At 27.2% G+C, this 20,758-nt stretch carries 19 protein-coding genes; 4 read left to right on the forward strand and 15 right to left on the reverse strand.

The features are described from left to right. Window positions 1–10: 10 nt before the first annotated feature. On the forward strand, window positions 11–820 hold the full coding sequence (gene pdaA, locus SFBM_RS04770; protein ID WP_005805996.1) for a delta-lactam-biosynthetic de-N-acetylase: 810 nt from the start codon (window positions 11–13) through the stop codon (window positions 818–820). A 1-nt stretch (window position 821) separates the two neighbouring features. Here pdaA and SFBM_RS04775 read toward each other — a convergent pair whose 3' ends face one another. From SFBM_RS04775 to SFBM_RS04805, 7 genes are all read right to left on the reverse strand, one after another. Next, window positions 822–2,054 (reverse strand): O-antigen ligase family protein, encoded by a 1,233-nt coding sequence (locus tag SFBM_RS04775; RefSeq protein WP_005805994.1) that lies wholly within the window; start codon window positions 2,052–2,054, stop codon window positions 822–824. Continuing rightward, a complete protein-coding gene (locus SFBM_RS04780) occupies window positions 2,039–3,193 on the reverse strand; it encodes a glycosyltransferase (RefSeq protein WP_005805992.1) in 1,155 nt (384 codons plus the stop codon). The genes SFBM_RS04775 and SFBM_RS04780 overlap by 16 nt, the downstream gene beginning before the upstream one ends. A 12-nt stretch (window positions 3,194–3,205) precedes the next feature. Then, complete coding sequence (locus tag SFBM_RS04785) at window positions 3,206–4,480, reverse strand: hypothetical protein (RefSeq protein WP_014017975.1); 1,275 nt, start codon at window positions 4,478–4,480, stop codon at window positions 3,206–3,208. Beyond that, window positions 4,474–5,211 (reverse strand): WecB/TagA/CpsF family glycosyltransferase, encoded by a 738-nt coding sequence (locus SFBM_RS04790; RefSeq protein ID WP_005805988.1) that lies wholly within the window; start codon window positions 5,209–5,211, stop codon window positions 4,474–4,476. The genes SFBM_RS04785 and SFBM_RS04790 overlap by 7 nt, the downstream gene beginning before the upstream one ends. 8 nt (window positions 5,212–5,219) lie before the next feature. Then, complete coding sequence (locus tag SFBM_RS04795; RefSeq protein ID WP_005805987.1) at window positions 5,220–6,284, reverse strand: tetratricopeptide repeat protein; 1,065 nt, start codon at window positions 6,282–6,284, stop codon at window positions 5,220–5,222. A gap of 14 nt (window positions 6,285–6,298) precedes the next feature. Next, entirely contained in the window at window positions 6,299–8,026 is a 1,728-nt protein-coding gene (locus SFBM_RS04800; RefSeq protein ID WP_005805986.1) for a phospho-sugar mutase, read from the reverse strand. Window positions 8,027–8,132: 106 nt separating this feature from the next. Then, complete coding sequence (locus SFBM_RS04805; protein ID WP_007440052.1) at window positions 8,133–8,723, reverse strand: 50S ribosomal protein L25; 591 nt, start codon at window positions 8,721–8,723, stop codon at window positions 8,133–8,135. A 156-nt stretch (window positions 8,724–8,879) separates the two neighbouring features. Here SFBM_RS04805 and SFBM_RS04810 point away from each other — a divergent pair, with 156 nt between their 5' ends. Next, a complete protein-coding gene (locus SFBM_RS04810; protein ID WP_007442964.1) occupies window positions 8,880–10,337 on the forward strand; it encodes an aminotransferase class I/II-fold pyridoxal phosphate-dependent enzyme in 1,458 nt (485 codons plus the stop codon). 188 nt (window positions 10,338–10,525) lie between these two features. Here SFBM_RS04810 and rpsU read toward each other — a convergent pair whose 3' ends face one another. The 6 genes from rpsU to prmA all read right to left on the reverse strand — a co-directional run bounded on the left by rpsU (window position 10,526) and on the right by prmA (window position 15,443). Beyond that, window positions 10,526–10,702, reverse strand: coding sequence for a 30S ribosomal protein S21 (rpsU, locus tag SFBM_RS04815; protein ID WP_005805980.1), 177 nt, complete (start codon window positions 10,700–10,702; stop codon window positions 10,526–10,528). Between the two features lie 202 nt (window positions 10,703–10,904). Beyond that, window positions 10,905–12,032, reverse strand: coding sequence for a DUF4214 domain-containing protein (locus SFBM_RS04820; protein ID WP_005805979.1), 1,128 nt, complete (start codon window positions 12,030–12,032; stop codon window positions 10,905–10,907). 27 nt (window positions 12,033–12,059) lie between these two features. Continuing rightward, a complete protein-coding gene (locus SFBM_RS04825) occupies window positions 12,060–12,401 on the reverse strand; it encodes a histidine triad nucleotide-binding protein (protein ID WP_005805977.1) in 342 nt (113 codons plus the stop codon). Between the two features lie 14 nt (window positions 12,402–12,415). Beyond that, window positions 12,416–13,720 carry a tRNA (N(6)-L-threonylcarbamoyladenosine(37)-C(2))-methylthiotransferase MtaB gene (mtaB, locus tag SFBM_RS04830; protein ID WP_005805976.1) on the reverse strand — a complete coding sequence of 435 codons (1,305 nt, stop codon included), beginning with the start codon at window positions 13,718–13,720 and terminating at the stop codon, window positions 12,416–12,418. Window positions 13,721–13,745: 25 nt separating this feature from the next. Then, on the reverse strand, window positions 13,746–14,486 hold the full coding sequence (locus tag SFBM_RS04835) for an RsmE family RNA methyltransferase (RefSeq protein ID WP_005805974.1): 741 nt from the start codon (window positions 14,484–14,486) through the stop codon (window positions 13,746–13,748). Window positions 14,487–14,507: 21 nt separating this feature from the next. Further along, window positions 14,508–15,443: a 50S ribosomal protein L11 methyltransferase gene (gene prmA / locus SFBM_RS04840; RefSeq protein WP_005805973.1), complete on the reverse strand. Its 936-nt coding sequence runs from the start codon at window positions 15,441–15,443 to the stop codon at window positions 14,508–14,510. A gap of 129 nt (window positions 15,444–15,572) precedes the next feature. On the opposite strand from prmA, the gene SFBM_RS04845 reads away from it, so the two are divergent. Beyond that, entirely contained in the window at window positions 15,573–15,926 is a 354-nt protein-coding gene (locus tag SFBM_RS04845; RefSeq protein WP_005805971.1) for a hypothetical protein, read from the forward strand. A gap of 50 nt (window positions 15,927–15,976) precedes the next feature. On the opposite strand, the gene SFBM_RS04850 is transcribed toward SFBM_RS04845, so the two are convergent. Then, the gene (locus SFBM_RS04850; RefSeq protein WP_007440036.1) at window positions 15,977–18,202 is read right to left on the reverse strand and encodes a dynamin family protein; all 2,226 of its coding nucleotides are present in this window, start codon (window positions 18,200–18,202) and stop codon (window positions 15,977–15,979) included. 97 nt (window positions 18,203–18,299) lie between these two features. Between SFBM_RS04850 and SFBM_RS04855 the strand changes: the two genes are divergently transcribed. Then, complete coding sequence (locus SFBM_RS04855) at window positions 18,300–19,526, forward strand: replication-associated recombination protein A (protein ID WP_005805968.1); 1,227 nt, start codon at window positions 18,300–18,302, stop codon at window positions 19,524–19,526. 29 nt (window positions 19,527–19,555) lie between these two features. Here SFBM_RS04855 and dnaJ read toward each other — a convergent pair whose 3' ends face one another. Beyond that, a complete protein-coding gene (gene dnaJ, locus SFBM_RS04860) occupies window positions 19,556–20,710 on the reverse strand; it encodes a molecular chaperone DnaJ (RefSeq protein WP_014017976.1) in 1,155 nt (384 codons plus the stop codon). Window positions 20,711–20,758: the final 48 nt, after the last annotated feature.

Genomic DNA, 20,758 nt, shown 5'->3' on the forward strand with positions numbered 1-20,758 from the left:
AGGATTTAAAATGAAAAAAAATATTATCACTTCATTTCTAATATTAACCAGTTTAATATCAACAAATTTCATTCATATAAAAACCAAAACATCATATAGTATCACAGCTAACTGTTCAAATTTAAACCCAAGTACTCAGGAACTAGACTGGTACATAGTCCCAAATAAAGAACATATATCTCCTGAACCAAATAAAAACGCTATACCTATATTAAATAATTTCTCAGGCTACTATTTAGGAGACACTGAAAAGAAAATACTCTATCTAACATTCGATGAGGGATATGAAAATGGCTATACATCTAAAATACTTGATATATTAAAAAATCAAAATGTACCAGCTGCATTTTTTGTTGTAAAACCTTATATTAAAACAAATAAAGATCTAATATTAAGAATGATGAATGAAGGTCACTTAGTATGTAATCACTCCTCCTCACATCCCTCAATGGCAAAAGTAACAGACCCTGAAAAATTTAAAAAAGAATTTACAGATGTAGAAGAAGAATACAAAAAAATAACAAATACTGATATGCCTAAATATTTTCGGCCACCTATGGGCAAATTTAGTGAATATTCTATGAAACTTACAAATGATCTTGGATATAAAAGTATATTTTGGAGTTTAGCTTACAAAGATTTTGATGTTAAAAACCAACCATCAAAAGAAATGGCTAAAGATAAAATTTTAAGTAGAATACACAACGGATCTATAATCCTATTACATGCAGTATCAAAAACTAATACTGAAATATTGGAAGAAATAATACTTGAATTAAAATCTCAAGGATACGAATTTAGACCTCTAACAGATTTCTAATTCAAGATTCATCTTTAACATATCCCATAATTAACCAAAATGCAATTCCAATTAAGCTTGGCGTATACAATAATACAGACTCAAACATACCTATGAATAAAAAACTCAATACAGCAGAATATAAAACTATATAATTAAATTTATCAATATTTTTTTTAAGTATCGTATACACCTTAACAAGATAGACAGATATAAATGAAACAAAGAGAATCAACGCTATAATACCATAAGATAGCAAAATATCAAGAAAAGTATTATGAGTTCCACCTTCTCTGACCCCAGACAAAAATCTTATAGTACTGTTAGCTAAAATATTTATCGAATCCGTCTTAGAATATCCGAACAAAATATTATCTTTGACTATAGATAATACTTGCTCCCAAATTTCATACCTTCCATTTAATAACCTGATCAGTAAATCATTATTAATCAATAGATAAACAGAAAACAAACAACACACTATAAAAAACAATATAACTATCCACTTATTTTTAAACGTTATAGCTGTAAAAACAAAACAAAATACCAAAAACGCAATAACAGCACTACGTGCACTAACTAAAAATAGCATTATAATCGACAATATAATATTAATTATAGCTATCTTCTTAAACAGAATATCTTTGTAATAATTCAAAAAAATAAATGAAAATACAATTCCTATAAAACAAATTATCCCCAAAATATTTTCATTATCATAAATACCTGTAAAAGAACCATCAAAATGGAATCCATAAACCTTATTTAAAACAAACCTAACCCTAAATATGTAAAAAATTATACTAAATATGTGAGATATAAAACAAATACCCAATATAACTGAAGAAAGTATTTTTAATTTTATATCCTTATTTTTGATAAGTACATTAAAAAATATAAAAAATTGAAACATTCCTAATAAAATAAACTTTATTTCATTAACATATTCACTCATACTATATGAATTTAAATACATCGTAACGACTGTAGATAATAAGAACAAAATAAAAATACAATTATAAAAACTAAATTCAAACTTGTTTTTATATATATCATAAACAAACATCAAAATAAATACCGCATAAAATAAATAATTTAACCCACTTATAAGATAAGATAATTCACCAATTATACTGATATAGGAAAAATTAAATATCAAATATGCCAATGTAATATAAAATTTAATCATATCAAAATCTAATTTAAGTCTGTTCCCTACTGGCTGTAAAATTTTTGATTCTAACCACTTAAACACGTTACATACACGTCCTTTAATTTATCTATGATAATGCTTTTCTCAAAATTATTTAAGAAATAACTGCGTATAGTTGTATATTTATACTTATTAATATTAAGAATCATTTCTACTATAGCCTTAGATAAATTATCCTTGCTATTTGTATCTACCAATATACCCACATCATCTATAATAATATCCTCAGCCCCTCCATTTTTTACTCCTATAACCGGTTTGCCACAAGCTAAAGCTTCTATATATACCACACCAAAGGTTTCATAAGAAGATGCCAAAATAAATGCATCACACTTATTCATATAAAATACAACTTCATCCCTATTAAGAATTCCCAAAAATTTAACATAATTGCATAGTTTTTTATCAATAATCTTTTTCTCTAACTCATTTCTTAAATATCCATCTCCACCTATTTCCAATACGAAATCATATCCCTTACCGATCAGATATTCACAAGAATCTATTAAATTTTCAAAACCTTTACCCTTAACTAAAAACCCTAATGTAAAAAAGGTAAATTTAAAATTAGACCTTATTCCTGTAACAATATTAAACTTGTTGCCATCAATAAAATTATGTATAACACTTATATCATTACCCACAAACTCTTTCAATTCCCTCTTCAAAGAATTACTAACGCTTATCAATTTGTCAGCATTGTTATATGCATCATAAATATATTTCAAATAACTTCTTTTAATCTTATTGGAATAATTTATACCTGTATGTTCAGTCAAAACATATGGTATATTAAATTTTTTCTTAATATATGGTCCACATATACCTGCCCAAAAACAAGAATGAAAATGAAGTATATCTATTTTCCCTTTATCTTCGATAACTCTATCTATTAATTTTTCGATCCTCTTGGCAAATATATTAAACCTCATACTACTATGTAATAAATAATTAAAATCTTTATATCTATATGTATCTAATCCATCTTCGACATTAAACGATATTTTTCTACTAAATATTGACTTAAATTCATTATAGCAATATATTGGTAAAATTTCATTGTAACAGACAGTAATATTTTCTCCAAATTCTTTAAGAGCTAATGCCTGTTCTTTAAAAAAACTGCCCAAAACTGCATTTTTCCTATTTGAATACCATGATGGTATAACTACAATATGCATTGATAAACCTCATTAAATATCTAAAAATTTAGATAACTTCGATAATATTGCATTATTGTTAAATTCATTTCTATTAAACTCAATATCCCTATTAAAATTAATCAAAATATCACACATAGCCCTCATTATATCATCACAATTATTAATGCAACAATAAATCCCATTTATACCACTAACCAATTCATATAATGGATCACTATAATCTTCGAGTATTGCTAAAATAATTGCATTCGATCCCATATAATCATATATCTTAGCTGGTATTTGAGAAAACTCCTTATTCCCAAATATAAGAAGTATATCCGCATTAACAACCATATTTATAATATCAGAATATGGAATACGCGATTTCAATTTTATACTACTTTCATTAGCCAACTCTTTTTGCTCTAAGTCATTTATGTTGCCAACAAAATTTACATTTAACTTATAAAATAAATCTGAAAAATTTATTTGAATCAAACCTAACGCTTTAATGAACTCTCTTATATTTCTTACACCCTTAACAATATCACCCGCATATAATACATTGATTTTATCTGACTGAAAATCTGAAGGATAATTTTTCTTAGAATCACAATATAATTTGTCATCAAATCCTCTATGTATTATCTCCATGGATTTTGGAGTTAATTTATAGTTCTTCTTATAATATTCCATGTTATTTTTAGTTACAAACAAAAACTTATCACTATTAATTATTATTTTATTTTCAATTCTTTTGTTAAAAAGTCTTACCAAAAGAGCCCTATTTCTCCTATTTACCTCATTACAATAAGGATCGCTAAAATACGATACAAGTTCTACACTATTATTGTATTTTTTTACCATATTTTTAATTTTATATGCACAGATTAAACTGGATGGTGGTTCATGCATTCCAATAATTATATCAAACTTTATATCACTCAAATATTTTTTGAAATATTTGCATGCCTTATTAATCCAAGAAGTATATGGATCAATAATTACAATTTTATTCTTAATCCAAATTAATCGTTTAGATTTTATATCCGTTTTATTTTTACAAACTACTTTTTTAGGTATCATCTTATTTAATATAAAACTTCCATTTACTCTATGTACAACTATATCTTTATTTACAAGCTTAGATAATTTTCCATCGTAGTAAATACTATCACTAGGAAAACTTAACGTTAAAAGATGTATTTTTAAATCTCTATTACTACTAGCAAGTAAGTTCATATAATATATCAACTCTATGCTAGCAGAATTATTTATATCAACTGAGTAACAAGAAACAAATAAGATATTAATCACTAGCATCTATCCTTTAAATGATATTTAAAACTTCGCATCATAAACTTAGGTATACTCGTTAATCTCTTTATTCTTACTGGTTCCTTCAATACCCTATACAACCACTCTAATCCTAAATTTATCATCACTCTTGGAGCTCTATTAAGCTTTCCAGCATACAAATCAAAACTCCCCCCAACTCCCATAAATAATTTACATCCAAGCATATCTATGTATTTATTTATAAAAATATCTTGGCGTGGGCTACCCATAGCAACAAATACTACATCAGTGTTACTTTGCTTTATTCTTTGAAAAACATCATGTGAATTATCACCAAAATAACCATTATTATGTCCAACAATATTTATATTTGGATATTTTTTTAATATATTATCAATAGCTAATAATAAATTTTCATCTGTAGTACCTACAAAATAAATTTTTAAAGATTGCTCATTGCAAATCTTTAAAACCTCATCCATTATATCAATTCCAGCAATCTTACAAATATTTATTTTCTTTAGTAATTTCAAAAGTATCTTTATACCAACACCATCTGGTATGACAACACTATCATCTCTACAAAAATATTTTTTAAGGGAATTATCATTTAATCCATTTAACAAAACTTCTGGATTACCAGAAACTATGTTTAATTTATCATTTTTATTTGATAACAAATGTTCACGTATTATATTTACTAAATCATCTTTACTTCCTGTATATATTTTATATCCTGTTAAATTTGTATACATAATTCAATTTATAAAATAATTTTTTCTAACTCCTTTAAAATTTCGTCATTACTATTTATTCCACGAGCTATTTCAAAATATTTCTTAACATTTTGCATATCATCTAATTTCAAATAACTCATTATTATGTTTGTGCACACTTCTATTGAATTTGTAACTTTAAATACAGTTTCAAAATATTTAATTGCCTCAGAATACATTTCTAAACTTGCATAGTTCAAGCCTAATTCATTTACAACCTCAACAATATCACTATCTATTCTTCTAGAATTCTCTAAATAATAAATTGCCTGTTGATTCATATTTAGTTTCCTATGTGCTACTGCAATATAATAATATATCAAAGCATCGTTTTTAAACATATCAATTAATGGAATTAACTTTTCCAGAGCTTCCTTAGGCGAAGAATATATTTTTTCCTTACCATCTTGATAATCTTTACAAGCCATTAAATGATCTTTAAACTCTTTTATTTCTTGGTCATCTTTAACCTTATATTTTTTTATACTATCGAGTGCAAGTACATAATTACCCTCATCTCTCTCAATTATTGCCTTATACAAATAAACCTTATTAAACGTTTTATAATTTTTTATTGCATCATCAATATGAAATTTTAATTCAGAATTAAAAGATTCATCCTTATCTTTTAAATTCATTAAAACTACTATTAACTTCTCTTTATATTCATCATTGAAATAAATCTTAGACAATCCTTTTAACATTATGTACGCATCAAACAATTCATCTTTTTGAATTAGTGAATATATGTACCCCTTATAAAACTCCTGACTATTATCAAAATTTAATATTATTTCCTCGTAGTAATTGTTATATATAAATTTTTCATTTCCACCAATGCATAAAATCATCCCTACAAAAAATTTATCCATTGTAAGATCACTACTTTTAGGATTATTTTTATCTGTTATAAGCTTTAGATCAACAGGGAAAAGAACATCTTTCCCCTGCAATTCTTTATACAAATATGGGCTTATTTTATCTAAAATTGTTAAATCTTTTAACTCAATAAATATTAAATTTGAAAGTCTTTCATTAATATTGTAACTCATACTTACTCCTAATCTTAACTCATGCAGTCCTTTATTAGATTTAATACATTTTTCTTAAACTCTTCCATTTTAGCAACTATATCTTCCTTATGGTTGCTCCTAACACTTAAATAAAATTTAATTTTTGGTTCTGTCCCTGAAGGCCTAGCTGCAAACCAACTTCCATCTTCAAATATTACTTTTAAAACATTTGATGAAGGTAAATCTATTTTACTCTTTGTATTATTTACAACATCCTTCTCTATTCCATATTTATAATCTTGAACTTTAACCGTATTCATATGCTCAATACTAACTTTATCCATACCTCTTAGCACTTCTAGACAATTAGAAATTTTCTCTTGTCCTTCTTTACCATTTAATTCTATAGAAACCAAATTCTCCAAAGAAAAACCATATTTATCATATAAACACTCTAAAGCATCACATAAAGTTTTTCCATTCTTTTTGTAGTACAATGCCATTTCAGCTATAATGTTTGTCGCAATAACAGCATCCTTATCTCTAACAAAATCACCTAATAAATATCCGTAACTTTCTTCAAATCCAAAAACATATTCACTATTATCATCAACTTCAAATTCTTTTATTTTCTCACCTATATATTTAAACCCAGTTAATACTTCAATTAGATTAACGCTATAATGATCACAAATATTTTTTACAACATCTGTTGTTACAATCGTTTTAATAATAGTAGATTTATTACTTAACTTTCCTTCTTCTTTTAAAGAATACAATATATACTCAGATAATAAACTCCCTATATGATTACCAGTCAAAAGTTTATACTCGCCATCTCTTCCTTTAGATGCAACTCCTACTCTATCACAATCTGGATCAGTAGCTAAAATCAAGTCACTATCATTTTTCTTGGCTAATTTTATAGGTAAATCAAATACAATCTCAAGTTCTGGATTAGGATATGGTACAGTCGAAAAATTGCCATCAGGATCCCTTTGCTCCTCAACAATTTTAATATCTGAATAACCCAATTCATCTAATACTTTTGTAACTGGAAGTAACCCAGAACCATGAAGTGGAGTATATACTATTTTTAATTCGTGGCTATGATTTTTAACCAAATCTTTTCTTATAACTAATTCCTTAACTTTATCAAAATATTTTCTATCTATGTTTTCTCCTATATATTCAAGTTTACATTTACTAATAGCCTCATCTTCACTCAAAATATTTATATCTTCAAATATATCAACATCACATATTCTATCATAAACTTCACTAGCCAAGATATCTGTTAACTGTCCACCATCTTCTCCATAAACTTTGTATCCGTTATACTCTTTGGGATTATGTGAAGCTGTTATAACAATACCACCCTTACACTTCAACTCCCTAACTGCAAAAGAAAGCATAGGTGTTGGTCTTAAACTTTCATATAAATAAACCTTTATATCATTAGCCGCAAAAATAAGTCCTGCCCTCTTTGCAAATTCATCTGACTTAATTCTAGAATCATAAGCTATAGCCACACTTATTTCCTGATCTTTGTATTTATCCTTCAAAAAATTTGCGTAACCTTGCGTAACCTTACCTATAGTATAAATGTTAATCCTATTTACACCAGATCCAATTATTCCTCTAAGTCCACCTGTACCAAATTCTAACTCTTTATAAAATCTATCTTCTAATTCTTTTTCATCCAAATCATATATTTCTTTTTTATGATCTTCACTGATATTACTCGATGACAACCACTTATCTGCCAACTTTTTATACACAATTACCACCTCATCAAGATAATATTAACATCTTGATTATACTACATCCACGAGAATATATAAATATAACAGTACAAACAAGATAATTTGTACTGTTATAGCATAATTAATTAATCTCTGATTCAGTTGATGATACTTCATTTGATTCGTCAACAAAGTTTTTGGCAAAATTTATTGAAGCTACTACAGACTCTAAACTATCTAGTATAGTTATTTCATCCCCTACTTCCATATCAGAAATCCTAACAGCGTGTCCTAACATTTGTTCCTTTATAACTAAATCAATTTTGTCAGGTATTTTACTAGCTTTACATCTAACTTTTATACTGCTTTTTTCCTTTTGTATAATCGCTCCATTTTTAGTTGCAACAAATTCATTAACATAATTAACAGGAACTTCTGCATTAATTACTTTATCTCCATTAAAACATTCAAAATCAACATGCAAGATATTATTTGTAATATGACATTTTTGAACTTCCTTAATTATTGCATTATATTTCTTACCTTCAAGGTTAACTTGCACAGTATTATGATCACCGCCATGAGTCAGTAATTCTTCTATATCTCTTTTATCTAAAATTATTTTAGTTGACGGTATATCAGTTCCATAAATATTCCCAACAACCTTACCTTCTCTTCTCAATTTTTTAGTTGATCCTTTTGTTGTCCCATTATTAATTATCGCGTTTATCATTTTATCAACTCCCTTTGTCTGTATTATCACACTTTTAAATATTTCTTATACAACTTTTTTAACTTATAGAAATTTTCTTCAATATTGTTGTAGAAATTATAATTTGTGTTATTATAACCATTAAGTATTGATATTTTGAAAGGATGGTTTAAGACTTTGTATAAGCTAGATCAAAATAAAACACCAATTTTTGACTCACTAATGAAATATGTAAATAACAACACAGTACCATTTCATGTCCCAGGACATAAAAAAGGAATTGGTATACCTGAAGAATTTAAAAATTTCATCGGAGAAAACGCATTTAAAATAGATGTTACAGTATTTAAATCGGTCGATAGTTTACATCATCCTACTTCATCTATAAAAAAAGCAGAAGAATTAGTTGCAGATGCATACAACTCTGATTATTCATTCTTCTGTATAAATGGAACCACTATTGCAATACAAGCAATGATAATGTCCGCAGTATCTAGTGGTGATAAAATATTAATTCCTAGAAACGTCCACAAATCCATAACAGCTGGCATTATTTTAAGCGGGGCAATACCTGTGTATATGAATCCAGATATCGACGAATTCCTTTCTATATCTCATGGTATACCATTTAATACAGTAAAAAAATCTTTAGAAAACAATCCTGATGTTAAAGCAGTTTTATTAATAAATCCAACTTACTATGGAGTTTCAACTGATATCAAAAAAATTGCCTCACTCGTTCATTCATATAACATTCCATTACTTATTGATGAAGCCCATGGTCCACATCTAATATTTAATAATAAACTGCCAATATGTGCGATGGATGCTGGAGCTGACATATGTGCACAAAGCACCCACAAAATAACATCATCATTAACTCAAGGTTCATTTTTACATGTAAAATCGAAATATATCGAACCATCAAAAGTAAGACAAAATTTAAATTTATTACAAACAACATCTCCATCATATATAATACTCGCATCTCTTGATTGCACAAGAAAACAACTTGTATTCAATGGAAAAGAATTACTAGATAAATCAATTGAGCTTGCTAATTACGCAAGAGAAGAAATTAACAAAATAGATTCTCTTTATTGTTTTGGAGAAGAATTGAAAAATGATGGTGGATTCTTTACGTTTGATCCAACAAAAATTACAATCAATTGCAGAAAACTTGGAATAAGCGGATATGAATTAGAAAAAAGACTTGCATCAAAATATAAAATTCAATTAGAAATGGCAGATGCTTACAACGCATTAGCTGCTGGATCTTTTGGTGATACAAAAGAAAGTATTGACAAATTAATAACTGCACTTAAAGATATAAGAGCAAATACAGAAAAGAAAGATACTAATAAATTTAATATAACTATACCTGAAATACCAAAACAAGTATATTCACCTAGAAAAGCTTTCCAATCAAACAAAAAATCAATTCCTCTTAAAAAAAGTGTTGATCAAATTAGTGCAGAATTTCTTCTTGCATATCCTCCTGGAATTCCTGTCCTTTGTCCAGGTGAAATAATCACACAAGAAATTGTTGATTATATAGAATATATAAAATCTATAGGTTTATTCGTTCAAGGAACAGAGGATCCTAAAATCGAAAATATTAAAATAATAGATTAAAAAAATAAAAGAGCCACATTATAAAATGTGACTCTAAATTTTCACTTTCTAACAATCACTTACCCTTAAAACTATTATTAAAATAATTTAAAACTAAAATTTATAACTTAATTTGTAGCTCGTCGAGGAGGGTGTAACCACCACAAAATATAACAATTAAAAACTGCTATTCCTCTATATATAACTTGCTATTTAAACTTTCTCTTTCTTGCGGCTTCAGATTTTTTCTTTCTTTTAACACTTGGTTTAACGTAATGTTCTCTCTTTTTAACCTCAGATAAAACCCCAGCTCTTGCACACTTTCTTTTGAATCTTTTTAATGCACTTTCCAAAGACTCATTTTCTCCAACTTTTATTTCAGACATATATTTCCCTCCCTCCGCTAGTACAAAATACAAACCTTATACTCATTTTGGGTTAGCGATTTCATCTAGAATTATACAATAAATAATTTTTTATGTCAATAAAGAAAACTTCAAGTATAAAGCACTTCTCAAAACTAATTTAAATGATTTTATCATAGTTAATTATGTACTTTTTTTTAATTAATTATTACATTTTATTAAATTAATTTTGTGAATTTAAAATATCCATTGGATTAAATTTATATATAGCTGACGGATCAGAAAATATAAAATAAAACTCTTTGGATCCATCAACAATATATTTTGCAACATTTACTCCCTCAACATTTGAAACATTTCTTGTTCTTCCAAGTTTTACAATTATATCAAAGAAAGTCATACCTTGTTTTATTTCCGATAGCTGTGATGAATTTATTGCTCTAATTTTGTTTTGTTTTGTTAATAATTCAGAATAAAATAAATTTAAATCAATTTTCTTAAAAATTATATTCATTCCTTTAATTCTATCTAAAAATTCTGTATTATCAGCAATATTTAAAACTATATTAACCATCCTTTGTGATGTTTTATCTTTTTGATATAGAGAAATCCAATAATTAAGTCCATCAGAATCAGCTTCTCTATTAAATAAAACCTGATATATTTCACTAATGAATTGTCTATCAGAAAGGTTCCTAGACTTAAATTCATCTAATTTTATAAATTCATTTATTAAATCTATCGCCCCCTTACTTTGAGACGTCAATTGATTTTTCCAATAATTAAACCCTTCATAATCATAATCTCTTCCTAAAAGATATGTATATGCATCACTTATAAACTCATCAAGATCACTACGCTTTTCAGGTTCAACTGTAGGCTCTTGCTTATACTTCTTAAATAAAATCCCCAAATTATTTATTTCACCCATGAATTCTTCACTATGAGCCATTTCATTAATTAGACTTAGCCTTTCATTTTTAGATGTATTGTCTCCTAGAATACCAGACCAATATTCAAATCCCTCTTGATCAGCTTCTCTATTTAATAATAACTCATAATTTTTATTTATAAACTCCTCATTAGATATATTAAGTTCTTCAAATTCTGGCTGATCCAAAATTTGATTTAATAAATCTAATACACCTATATTTTCATCCAACACTTGATTAATCCAATAATTTTTTCCCTCTTCATCAGCCTCTCTATTAAATATTATTCCATAGATATTCCCTACGAATTTGTCTAAATAATCTTCTTTTGTTTGTGCAAAAGAGACAGCTGATCCTAAGCAAATCGATATTGACAACAAACTACCAAAAATAATTTTTTTAATATTATTCTTCTTCATATTAAATCCTTTCAAACTTAAAGTCTATTAACAAAATGTTGGTGAAAGCTCTTCTCCTCCGACAATATGAAAATGCAAATGCTTTACAGATTGAAATGCATGTCCGCCACAATTATTTACAATTCTATATCCTGTTTCATCTATATTAAGAAGCTTAACTATCTTACCTATAGCTGAAAAAATATGCTCAATATATGAAATATTTTTCTCATCAATATCATTTAAACTTTGAATATGTATCTTAGGAATTACAAGTACATGATTAGTTGCAGAAGGATAAATGTCCTCAAACGCAATTACAAAACTATCTTCATAGATTATCTTACACGGTACTTCACCCTGAATTATTTTACAAAATATACATTCCATATTTTTATATCCTCCTATTTTAAAGCTTGTCCGATAAGGTGATCATTTTCCAGATCAACAATTCGCGTCGAAACAATCTTCCCTAAATATTTCTTTTCATCATTTAAAACAACTTTTATATAATTTTTCGTATATCCATAAACTCCATTATTATCTGAAAGTTCTGTACAATACAACACATCTAAGGTTTGTCCTAAATATTTCTTCTGAAAATCAATCTTATTTAATTTATTAAGATCTATAAGACTTTTACTTCTCTTCTCTTTTATATGGACATCAACCTGATTTTCCATTTCAGCTGCTTTTGTTCCATTTCTTTTACTGTATTTAAATACATGCATATCTTGAAGCTTTATATTTTTTAAAAAATTATACGTTTCATTAAACTCATCATCAGTTTCACCTGGGAAGCCAACTATAATATCAGTAGTTATACTTACATCTTCAATCTCTCTTCTAAGATCTTCTACAACTTTCTTGTAAAGAGAAATATCATATTTTCTTCGCATTCTCTTCAATACTGAATCACATCCACTTTGAAGTGATAAATGAAAATGCGGCATAAGTTTTTTTATCTTACTCATTCTCTCAACAATTTCTGTTGTAAAAAACTCCGGATCAACAGAACCAACTCTAATTCTTTCGAGTCCATCTATTTCATCAAGTAATTCTATCAAACTAACCAAATTAATATCTATACCTAAATCATCACCGTAAGAAGTTGTATTAATACCAGTTAATACAACCTCTTTATATCCGTTACTAACTAATGATCTAACTTCATCAAAAATTTTGCGTGGCTCCTTGCTACAAACCCCTCCACGTGCAAATGGGATTATACAATATGTACAAAACTTATTACATCCATCCTGAATTTTAATAAATGCTCTATGTTTATCTTTTAGAGTTCTTATACTTCTATCTTCAAAACTTATATTCCTCAAAATATTATCATCAACTTTTATAACCTGTTTTCCTGTTTCCAAAAATAATCTTATGTAATATGGCAATTGACCCTTAAACCTATTACCCAAAATGATATTTACATCCTTTATCTCTGATACTTCATCTTTAGAGACCTGTGGATAACAACCAACCATAGCAATAATAGCTTTTGGGTTGATTTTTTTACATTTGGATATAAACTGCCTTGACTTTTTATCACTTGTATTTGTAACCGTACAAGTATTAATACAATAAACATCTGCAAACTCATCATAAGAGACAACCTCAAAATCGTCTTCTTTCAAAGCAGAAATCATAATTTCTGTATCATAAATATTAACCCTACAACCTAATGTAGAAATTGCAACCTTCATTTTTTATTCCTCTTAAATTTTTAATTTATTTATCACCAAATTCATATTTTAATACAGATGAAATAAATATAGTCGCCGTTTCTGTTCGTAATATATTTTTACCTAATCCAACGGATATACCACCCAAACTTCTTATAAAATCAACTTCATCTTCTTCAAATCCACCTTCAGGTCCTATAAATACACAAATATTTTTAATATCGTCTCTGTCAAAACTCCTTATAACCTCCTTCAAATTAAACTCTTCTTTTTCATAAGGAATCAATATTAAATCATACTTCTTTATTCCATCTTGATCTATATCCGAAAACTTAATTGGAAATTTTATTGTTGGAATTGTAGATATTCCACATTGTTTACAAGCTTCCTTAGAAATTTTATTTAATCTATCCCATTTAAACTTACTTACATCAAGCTTACCATTAACTCTCCTAGTTAATAATGGTACTATTTCACGGATACCAATTTCTGTGAGTTTCTGAACAATAAACTCAAGTTTATCAGCTTTTGGATAACCTTGAAATATTGTTATATTAACTTTGATTTTATTAGTAATATCTATTTTATCTAATAATTTTACCTTACAAGTTTTAAGAGTTGTATCTATAATTTCTGCCTCAAAACTTTGATCGTTAAAATTACTTATTATAAATCTATCTCCAAGCCTTAATCTAAGCACTTTCAAAATATGTTTTGCTTCTTGATCATCAATTGACAAAATATTATTACCTTCTATAAATTCAAAATCTGTAAAAAATCTCCGCATTTTAAATACCTCACATTTGAATTATACCATATTTCCTTTAATTTTCACAGCAAAAGCATACCATCCATTCTCTTTGCTTTCATTTATAATTTCCATATTGTATTTTAATAAACTATTTTTAATAAGATTGACCTTACTATCAATTATACCTGATATAATAAAAATACCATCCTCATTAAGAACCTTTGTAACATCAGGTATCAAATCACAGATTATTTCTGCAATTATATTGGAAACAATGATATCTCCCTTTTCATTCATATTATCTAAAAGATTTCCCTCAATAATTTCAATATTCGAAATATTATTCAACTTAACATTATACTTTGCCGCACTAACAGAAACTTTATCAAGATCAATTGCAATAACTTTACGTGCATTTAATTTAGCTGCCAAAATTCCAAGAATACCTGACCCAGTACCAACATCATAAACAAAATAATCATCCTTCATATATTTACACATCATCTGAATACATAGTTTAGTTGTTTCATGTGTACCAGTCCCAAATGCCATACCTGGATCTATATTTATCAAAATTTCATCATTAAGCCTCTCATAATTTTCCCATTCAGGTTTAATAACAACTCTATTATCAATCTTAAAGGTATGATAATATTTTTTCCAATTATTAGCCCAATCTTCTTCAAGAACTTCTTGAGTTTCAATAAAACAATCTATATTTTCATATCGAATCATCGACTTTATAATATCTAAGAATTCAGTAACATTTTCTTTTTCACTTATATAATACCTAACAACACAAATTTCTTTTCCATCTACAAGAATCTCGTCTTCATTAAAATAAGTATCTAAATTTAAATTATTTTCTTCATATAAATGTCTCGGATCCTCCACATATAATTCAAATCTTCCAAGCTTATAAAAAATATTTTCAATATTCTCCAAATTATCTATATTAACTTTAATTTTAATCTCTACGTAACTATTATCCATTATTTCCTCCAAACCAAAACGTTATTTTTTAGATTATAACACCTAAATTAAACAAATTTCCATTACATAAATAAAACTTTAAAATACAAACTGTGGTATAATTAGAATGCAAATAATTTTGGGGGATAGATGATGTATGACATTTATACTGCTGTAATACAAACCGGTTTTAACAAAGACCGAAAAATTCTTAACCTTAATGATGAAGTAATTTTACTTAAAGAACCTGAGAATAATTATGATGCAGAAGCTATAATTTGTGTTGTTCCTGCATTTGGAAAAATTGGATATGTAATAAATAATTTTAAAGCTTTGCCCAAGGGATGTTTTAGTAGCGGCAGGATATACGATATATTTAAAATTGGTATTTTTGCAGAAGTAAAATTTATAATAAATGATATTTCTATATTAAAATTAAATTTAGATAGCAGAAATATATTAAATGATATCTATAAAACATCTTCTCCATCAAATTTAATATAAAAATAGTTAAAGCCACTTTTTAAGTTAAACTTAAAAGTGGCTTTAATTTCCTAAACAAGCAATATGTTATTATTTTTCAATTCGATTGGTTTATCTGGATTAAACTCTATACTCTTTTCACCAATATAAATAGTCTTAAACTTTATACTATTAAGATCTTTCCTAAATCCAATAAATTTTTTCCTGAATGCATCAATATTTTTAAGTTCAATTTTTCTCTTTTCTTTATTAATTTTCATATTTTTAATAAGTCTACCTATTCTTTTATCAAGTTTCTTTATATACTTGGATAATTGTTTTTCTACACTCAAAACACTATTTTCTATCAACTCATCAACATTCTTAAATATCTCTTTCTTGATATTTTCAAAAACTTCATTAATCTTACCCAAAAAATTATCCTTAAACTCTGCAATATCAACTGAATAAATAATCCTCTCTCTTATCCTAGTACTTTTCAATTTTTTCATATAAAAATATAAAAGTCCAATACCTGCACCAAAAGTTGCACCAATAGCCGTTTCCAAAACAGAAAGATTTTTCCCAAGAATTCCTCCAACAGCACTACCTGCTACACTTGTGGCTGCCATTCCCAAACTAAAAGTAGAGGTACTAAACTCATCGCACTCCTTAACTTGACTCTGGGTTTCCGTTATATTCAACTCATTAAAATCAATATTACTCATACAAATATCATCAAAATTATAAATTTGAAATTTAAACTTTATATGTTCATTTACATACTTATTAAACTCATCGCCGATTTTCCTAAAAGCTTCATTCAAATTTTTATTTATCTCTATTTGAGTATTAAAAGATTCATTATAAATATGATCATTGACCTTATTTAGAGTAACATTTAAACTCTCCTTAATATTATTTTCTATAACATTAATTTTATATAATAAGTCATCTTTATTCTCAAATTCCAAAATATTTTTTACAGGTAACATTTCATTAACAATATTATCTAAATACTGAGACATCTCATCAAGCTTATCATTAATAGTATTTTTTAAAATATTAAGAGAAACCTTAGGTATATTAATAACTTCAATAAATTCCTTTTTCAAATCATATAACTTACATTTAATATTTTCGATCTTAGTAAAAGAAATATTATATTTATTATCTATAACCGATATATCATTATCAAGACTATTTATTATATCATTATTAATCGCAATAATTTTTTCAATCCCAGCCTCTAAACTTTCCTCAGCAAAAGTAGAAAATATACAATTCAAAATCTCCTCTTCTATTATCTCAATTCTACTTTCTTCCAACAATTTATCACAATACTCAGAGGGTTCAAGTTTAAATTGCCTAATAGAACCATTTATCTCTATACTTTCCGTATACTTTGATCCATACAATCTATCAATTTCATCTAAAATTTCCTTTGACGCAAAATTATTTTTAACAATTCTAGCTAAAAGAGCCTGCCTTGCAGAAACATAATTAATATTGGGATTTTTTATACTAGGTATATACTCCTTAATCATCTCTCTAGCTTTTTCAATGCAATCATCTATACTTTCATCCTTACTATTAAGCAAATCAATCTTATTAATAACAAAAAATATCTTATTTCTATCCCGTTCTATCAATTTTTCATTGCTAGAAATTAATTTCAAAATTTTCCCATTTATATCTGACATAAAATTCTGATAATCCAAAACAATAATAAGAGCATCAGAATTTCTGAGTTCTTTAAAAGAAATTTTCTTAACATAATCCGTATTAAAGTTAGTTGTAGAAATCTCATCTAAACCAGGAGTATCTAATAAAACAAATTTATTTATTACATCTCCATACTTGGAGGTCTTTATACCATTTATAGGGGTATGTAATAAATATCTTTCTATAGTTGAGTGAGTATTATTTTTCCTAACTTCTTTTATATCACTGTGAAACATTTGTTCCAAAGTAAACCTCTTATTAGATGTTATATTTTCAAAACTACCATCACTAAATTGCTTTTTTACATAATTACAATTCTCATTTGAATGAAAAATTTCTATAGTGGATATTGTACATGGTGCATTTTGATTTGGAAGTAAATCTCTTCCAATAAAAGCATTTAATATTGTAGATTTACCAGATTTTATAGCCCCAACAACAGCGACTTTAAAAGTTTTTTGTGTTAAAATATACCTTATATTATTTAATGAAGTACTAAATTCATCATTTTCAATTAATTCTTTATTAGAGGTTAACTCTAAATTAATATTATCAATTAAAGAAATAGCCTTCTTATATTTATCAATATACAAAACTAATTTCACCTCAAAAATGGAATATTTTTACAACCATTATAATATATACAACTTATTTTTTAAATATATTTTTTATTTTTGTTTGGAGGATAACATGAAACCATTAGCTGATAAAATTAGACCTGAAAAAATCGAAGATTTTGTTGGACAATCACATTTAATAGGTAAAAATAAAATTATAAGTAGCATCATTAAATCAAAAAAAATACCAAATATGATAATATATGGACCACCTGGAACTGGAAAAACATCTTTAGCAAACATTCTTTCTAAACAATGTAATAAATCATTCTATAAACTAAATGGAACAATAACAAATACTGATCAAATAAAGCAAATAATAAAAGAAACTTACAATCTTTCAGAACACAACGGTATTATCTTATTTATAGATGAACTTCACTTCCTTTCAAAAAAACAACAACAGATCATTTTAGAATTCATTGAAAATGGATACATAACATTAATAGGTAGCACAACCGAAAACATAAATTTTTCAATTGTAGACTCAATTATTAGCAGATGTATCCTAATCAATTTTAAACCATTAACTAGCTCTGATATTAAAAACAAATTAATAAACGTTATCGATGAAAATTTTAAAGATTATGAATTTAACGAAGAGAGTATAAAATATATCGCAAACATATCTAATGGCGATCTTAGAAAGGCATTAAACATCTTGGAATTATGCACAATTACATTTAATCCAAATATAAGCATAACTATGGATAAAATAGAATCGCTATCTCAATCCACAGTGAATCTAAGTATCAAAAATAAAGACAATTTATATAATAATTTAAGCTATTTACAAAAATCAATAAGAGGATCAGATCCAAATGCAGCATCAATAGCACTTTCATTACTAATAGAATCCGGTGACTTAAACTCTATCTGTAGAAGATTGCTCGTAATAGCATCAGAAGACATAGGTTTAGCATACCCTCAAGCAATCTCCATTGTTAAATCATGTATTGACTCTGCCATAATGCTTGGATTTCCCGAAGCAAAAATACCACTTTCACAAGCAACAATATTACTAGCCACATCCCCAAAATCAAACACAGCATATTTAGCCATAAATAGAGCATTAGAAGATGTTAAAAAAAATCAAATAGAAATTCCTTCGTACTTATGTTCAAACTATTCAAACAATAAAATAAATGAAAAAACCAAATACCTTTATCCTCATGACTATCCTAATAATTATATCAAACAAGACTATCTCCCACATAAACTTAAAGACAAAATTTACTATAATTATGGTAATAATAAATTTGAACAATCCATTAAAGATTTTTGGCAAAAAATAAAGTAGGTAGCATAAAATAGACTACCTGCTTCATTTTAGAAAAATTTCTTAAAACCCTTCTTCTTACTATCTTGCTTTCTTTCAGTATAATGTTCTTGACTTCCTTCATAAGCCTCCCTCATCAATTCGACAGCTTGCCGTTGGCTATCATTATGAACACTAGGAACATCTACTACTATTCTAACATGATGTTCTCCTCTAAAATTCGAGTTAACTTTATAAACACCTTTACCTTTCAATACATGAACAGTACCTGATTGAGTACCTTCTTTAATATTTATTTTATGTTCACCATCAAGTGTTTCAATAACACTATCCCCACCAAGTATAGCAATCCAAATAGGTATATGATGATCAGTAAAAATATCATTATCCTTGCGTTTAAATTTATTACTACTCATTACATTTATAGCAATATATAAATCTCCAGAAGGTGCACCAAGATCTCCAACCTCTCCTTCACCCCTCATTGATATCACCTGACCAGTATCAATCCCTCTAGGTATGTCAATAGTTATCTTCTTCTCGGTATTAACTTTACCACTGCCTCTACACGTAGCACATGGATTTAAGTTAATCTTCCCTACACCAGAACATTTTGAACAAGTAGTCATAGATACCATACTTCCAAATGGAGTATTTCTCTGAACCTTTATCTGACCACTTCCATGGCATTTATCGCATGTAGTCCTATCAGTTCCTGTTTTACTTCCTGTCCCAGAACATGTACCACATCTATCTTTACGTCTTATAAATATATCCTTGGTACATCCAAAAACTGCCTCATCAAATGTTAGTGTCAATCTATATTCTAAATCTTCTCCTGGTTTAGGACCTCTCTTAGATCTTCCTCCACCAAATCCTCCTCCGGTGAAAAAACTAGAAAATATATCGCCTAAATCAAAATCCATATCGAATCCTTCAAATCCACCACCAGCTGAAGAAGATCCATAGCTAGCTCCTTTTGTATAAGCATCATGCCCTACTCTATCATAACTAGCCCTTTTACTACTATCACTTAAAACCTGATATGCTTCATTTATTTCCTTAAACTTTTTTTCAGCCTCAGCATTACCCTTATTTCTATCTGGATGATACTTTATAGCCTGTTTTTTAAAGGCACTCTTTATTTCTGACTCTGAAGCATTACTACTAACCCCTAAAACTTCATAGTAATTCTTATTAGACATACATCACCTCAGTTTATTACCAAAAATTATGGTACATAAAATATAATT

This window comes from Candidatus Arthromitus sp. SFB-mouse-Japan (assembly GCF_000270205.1).
Lineage (GTDB): Bacteria > Bacillota > Clostridia > Clostridiales > Clostridiaceae > Dwaynesavagella.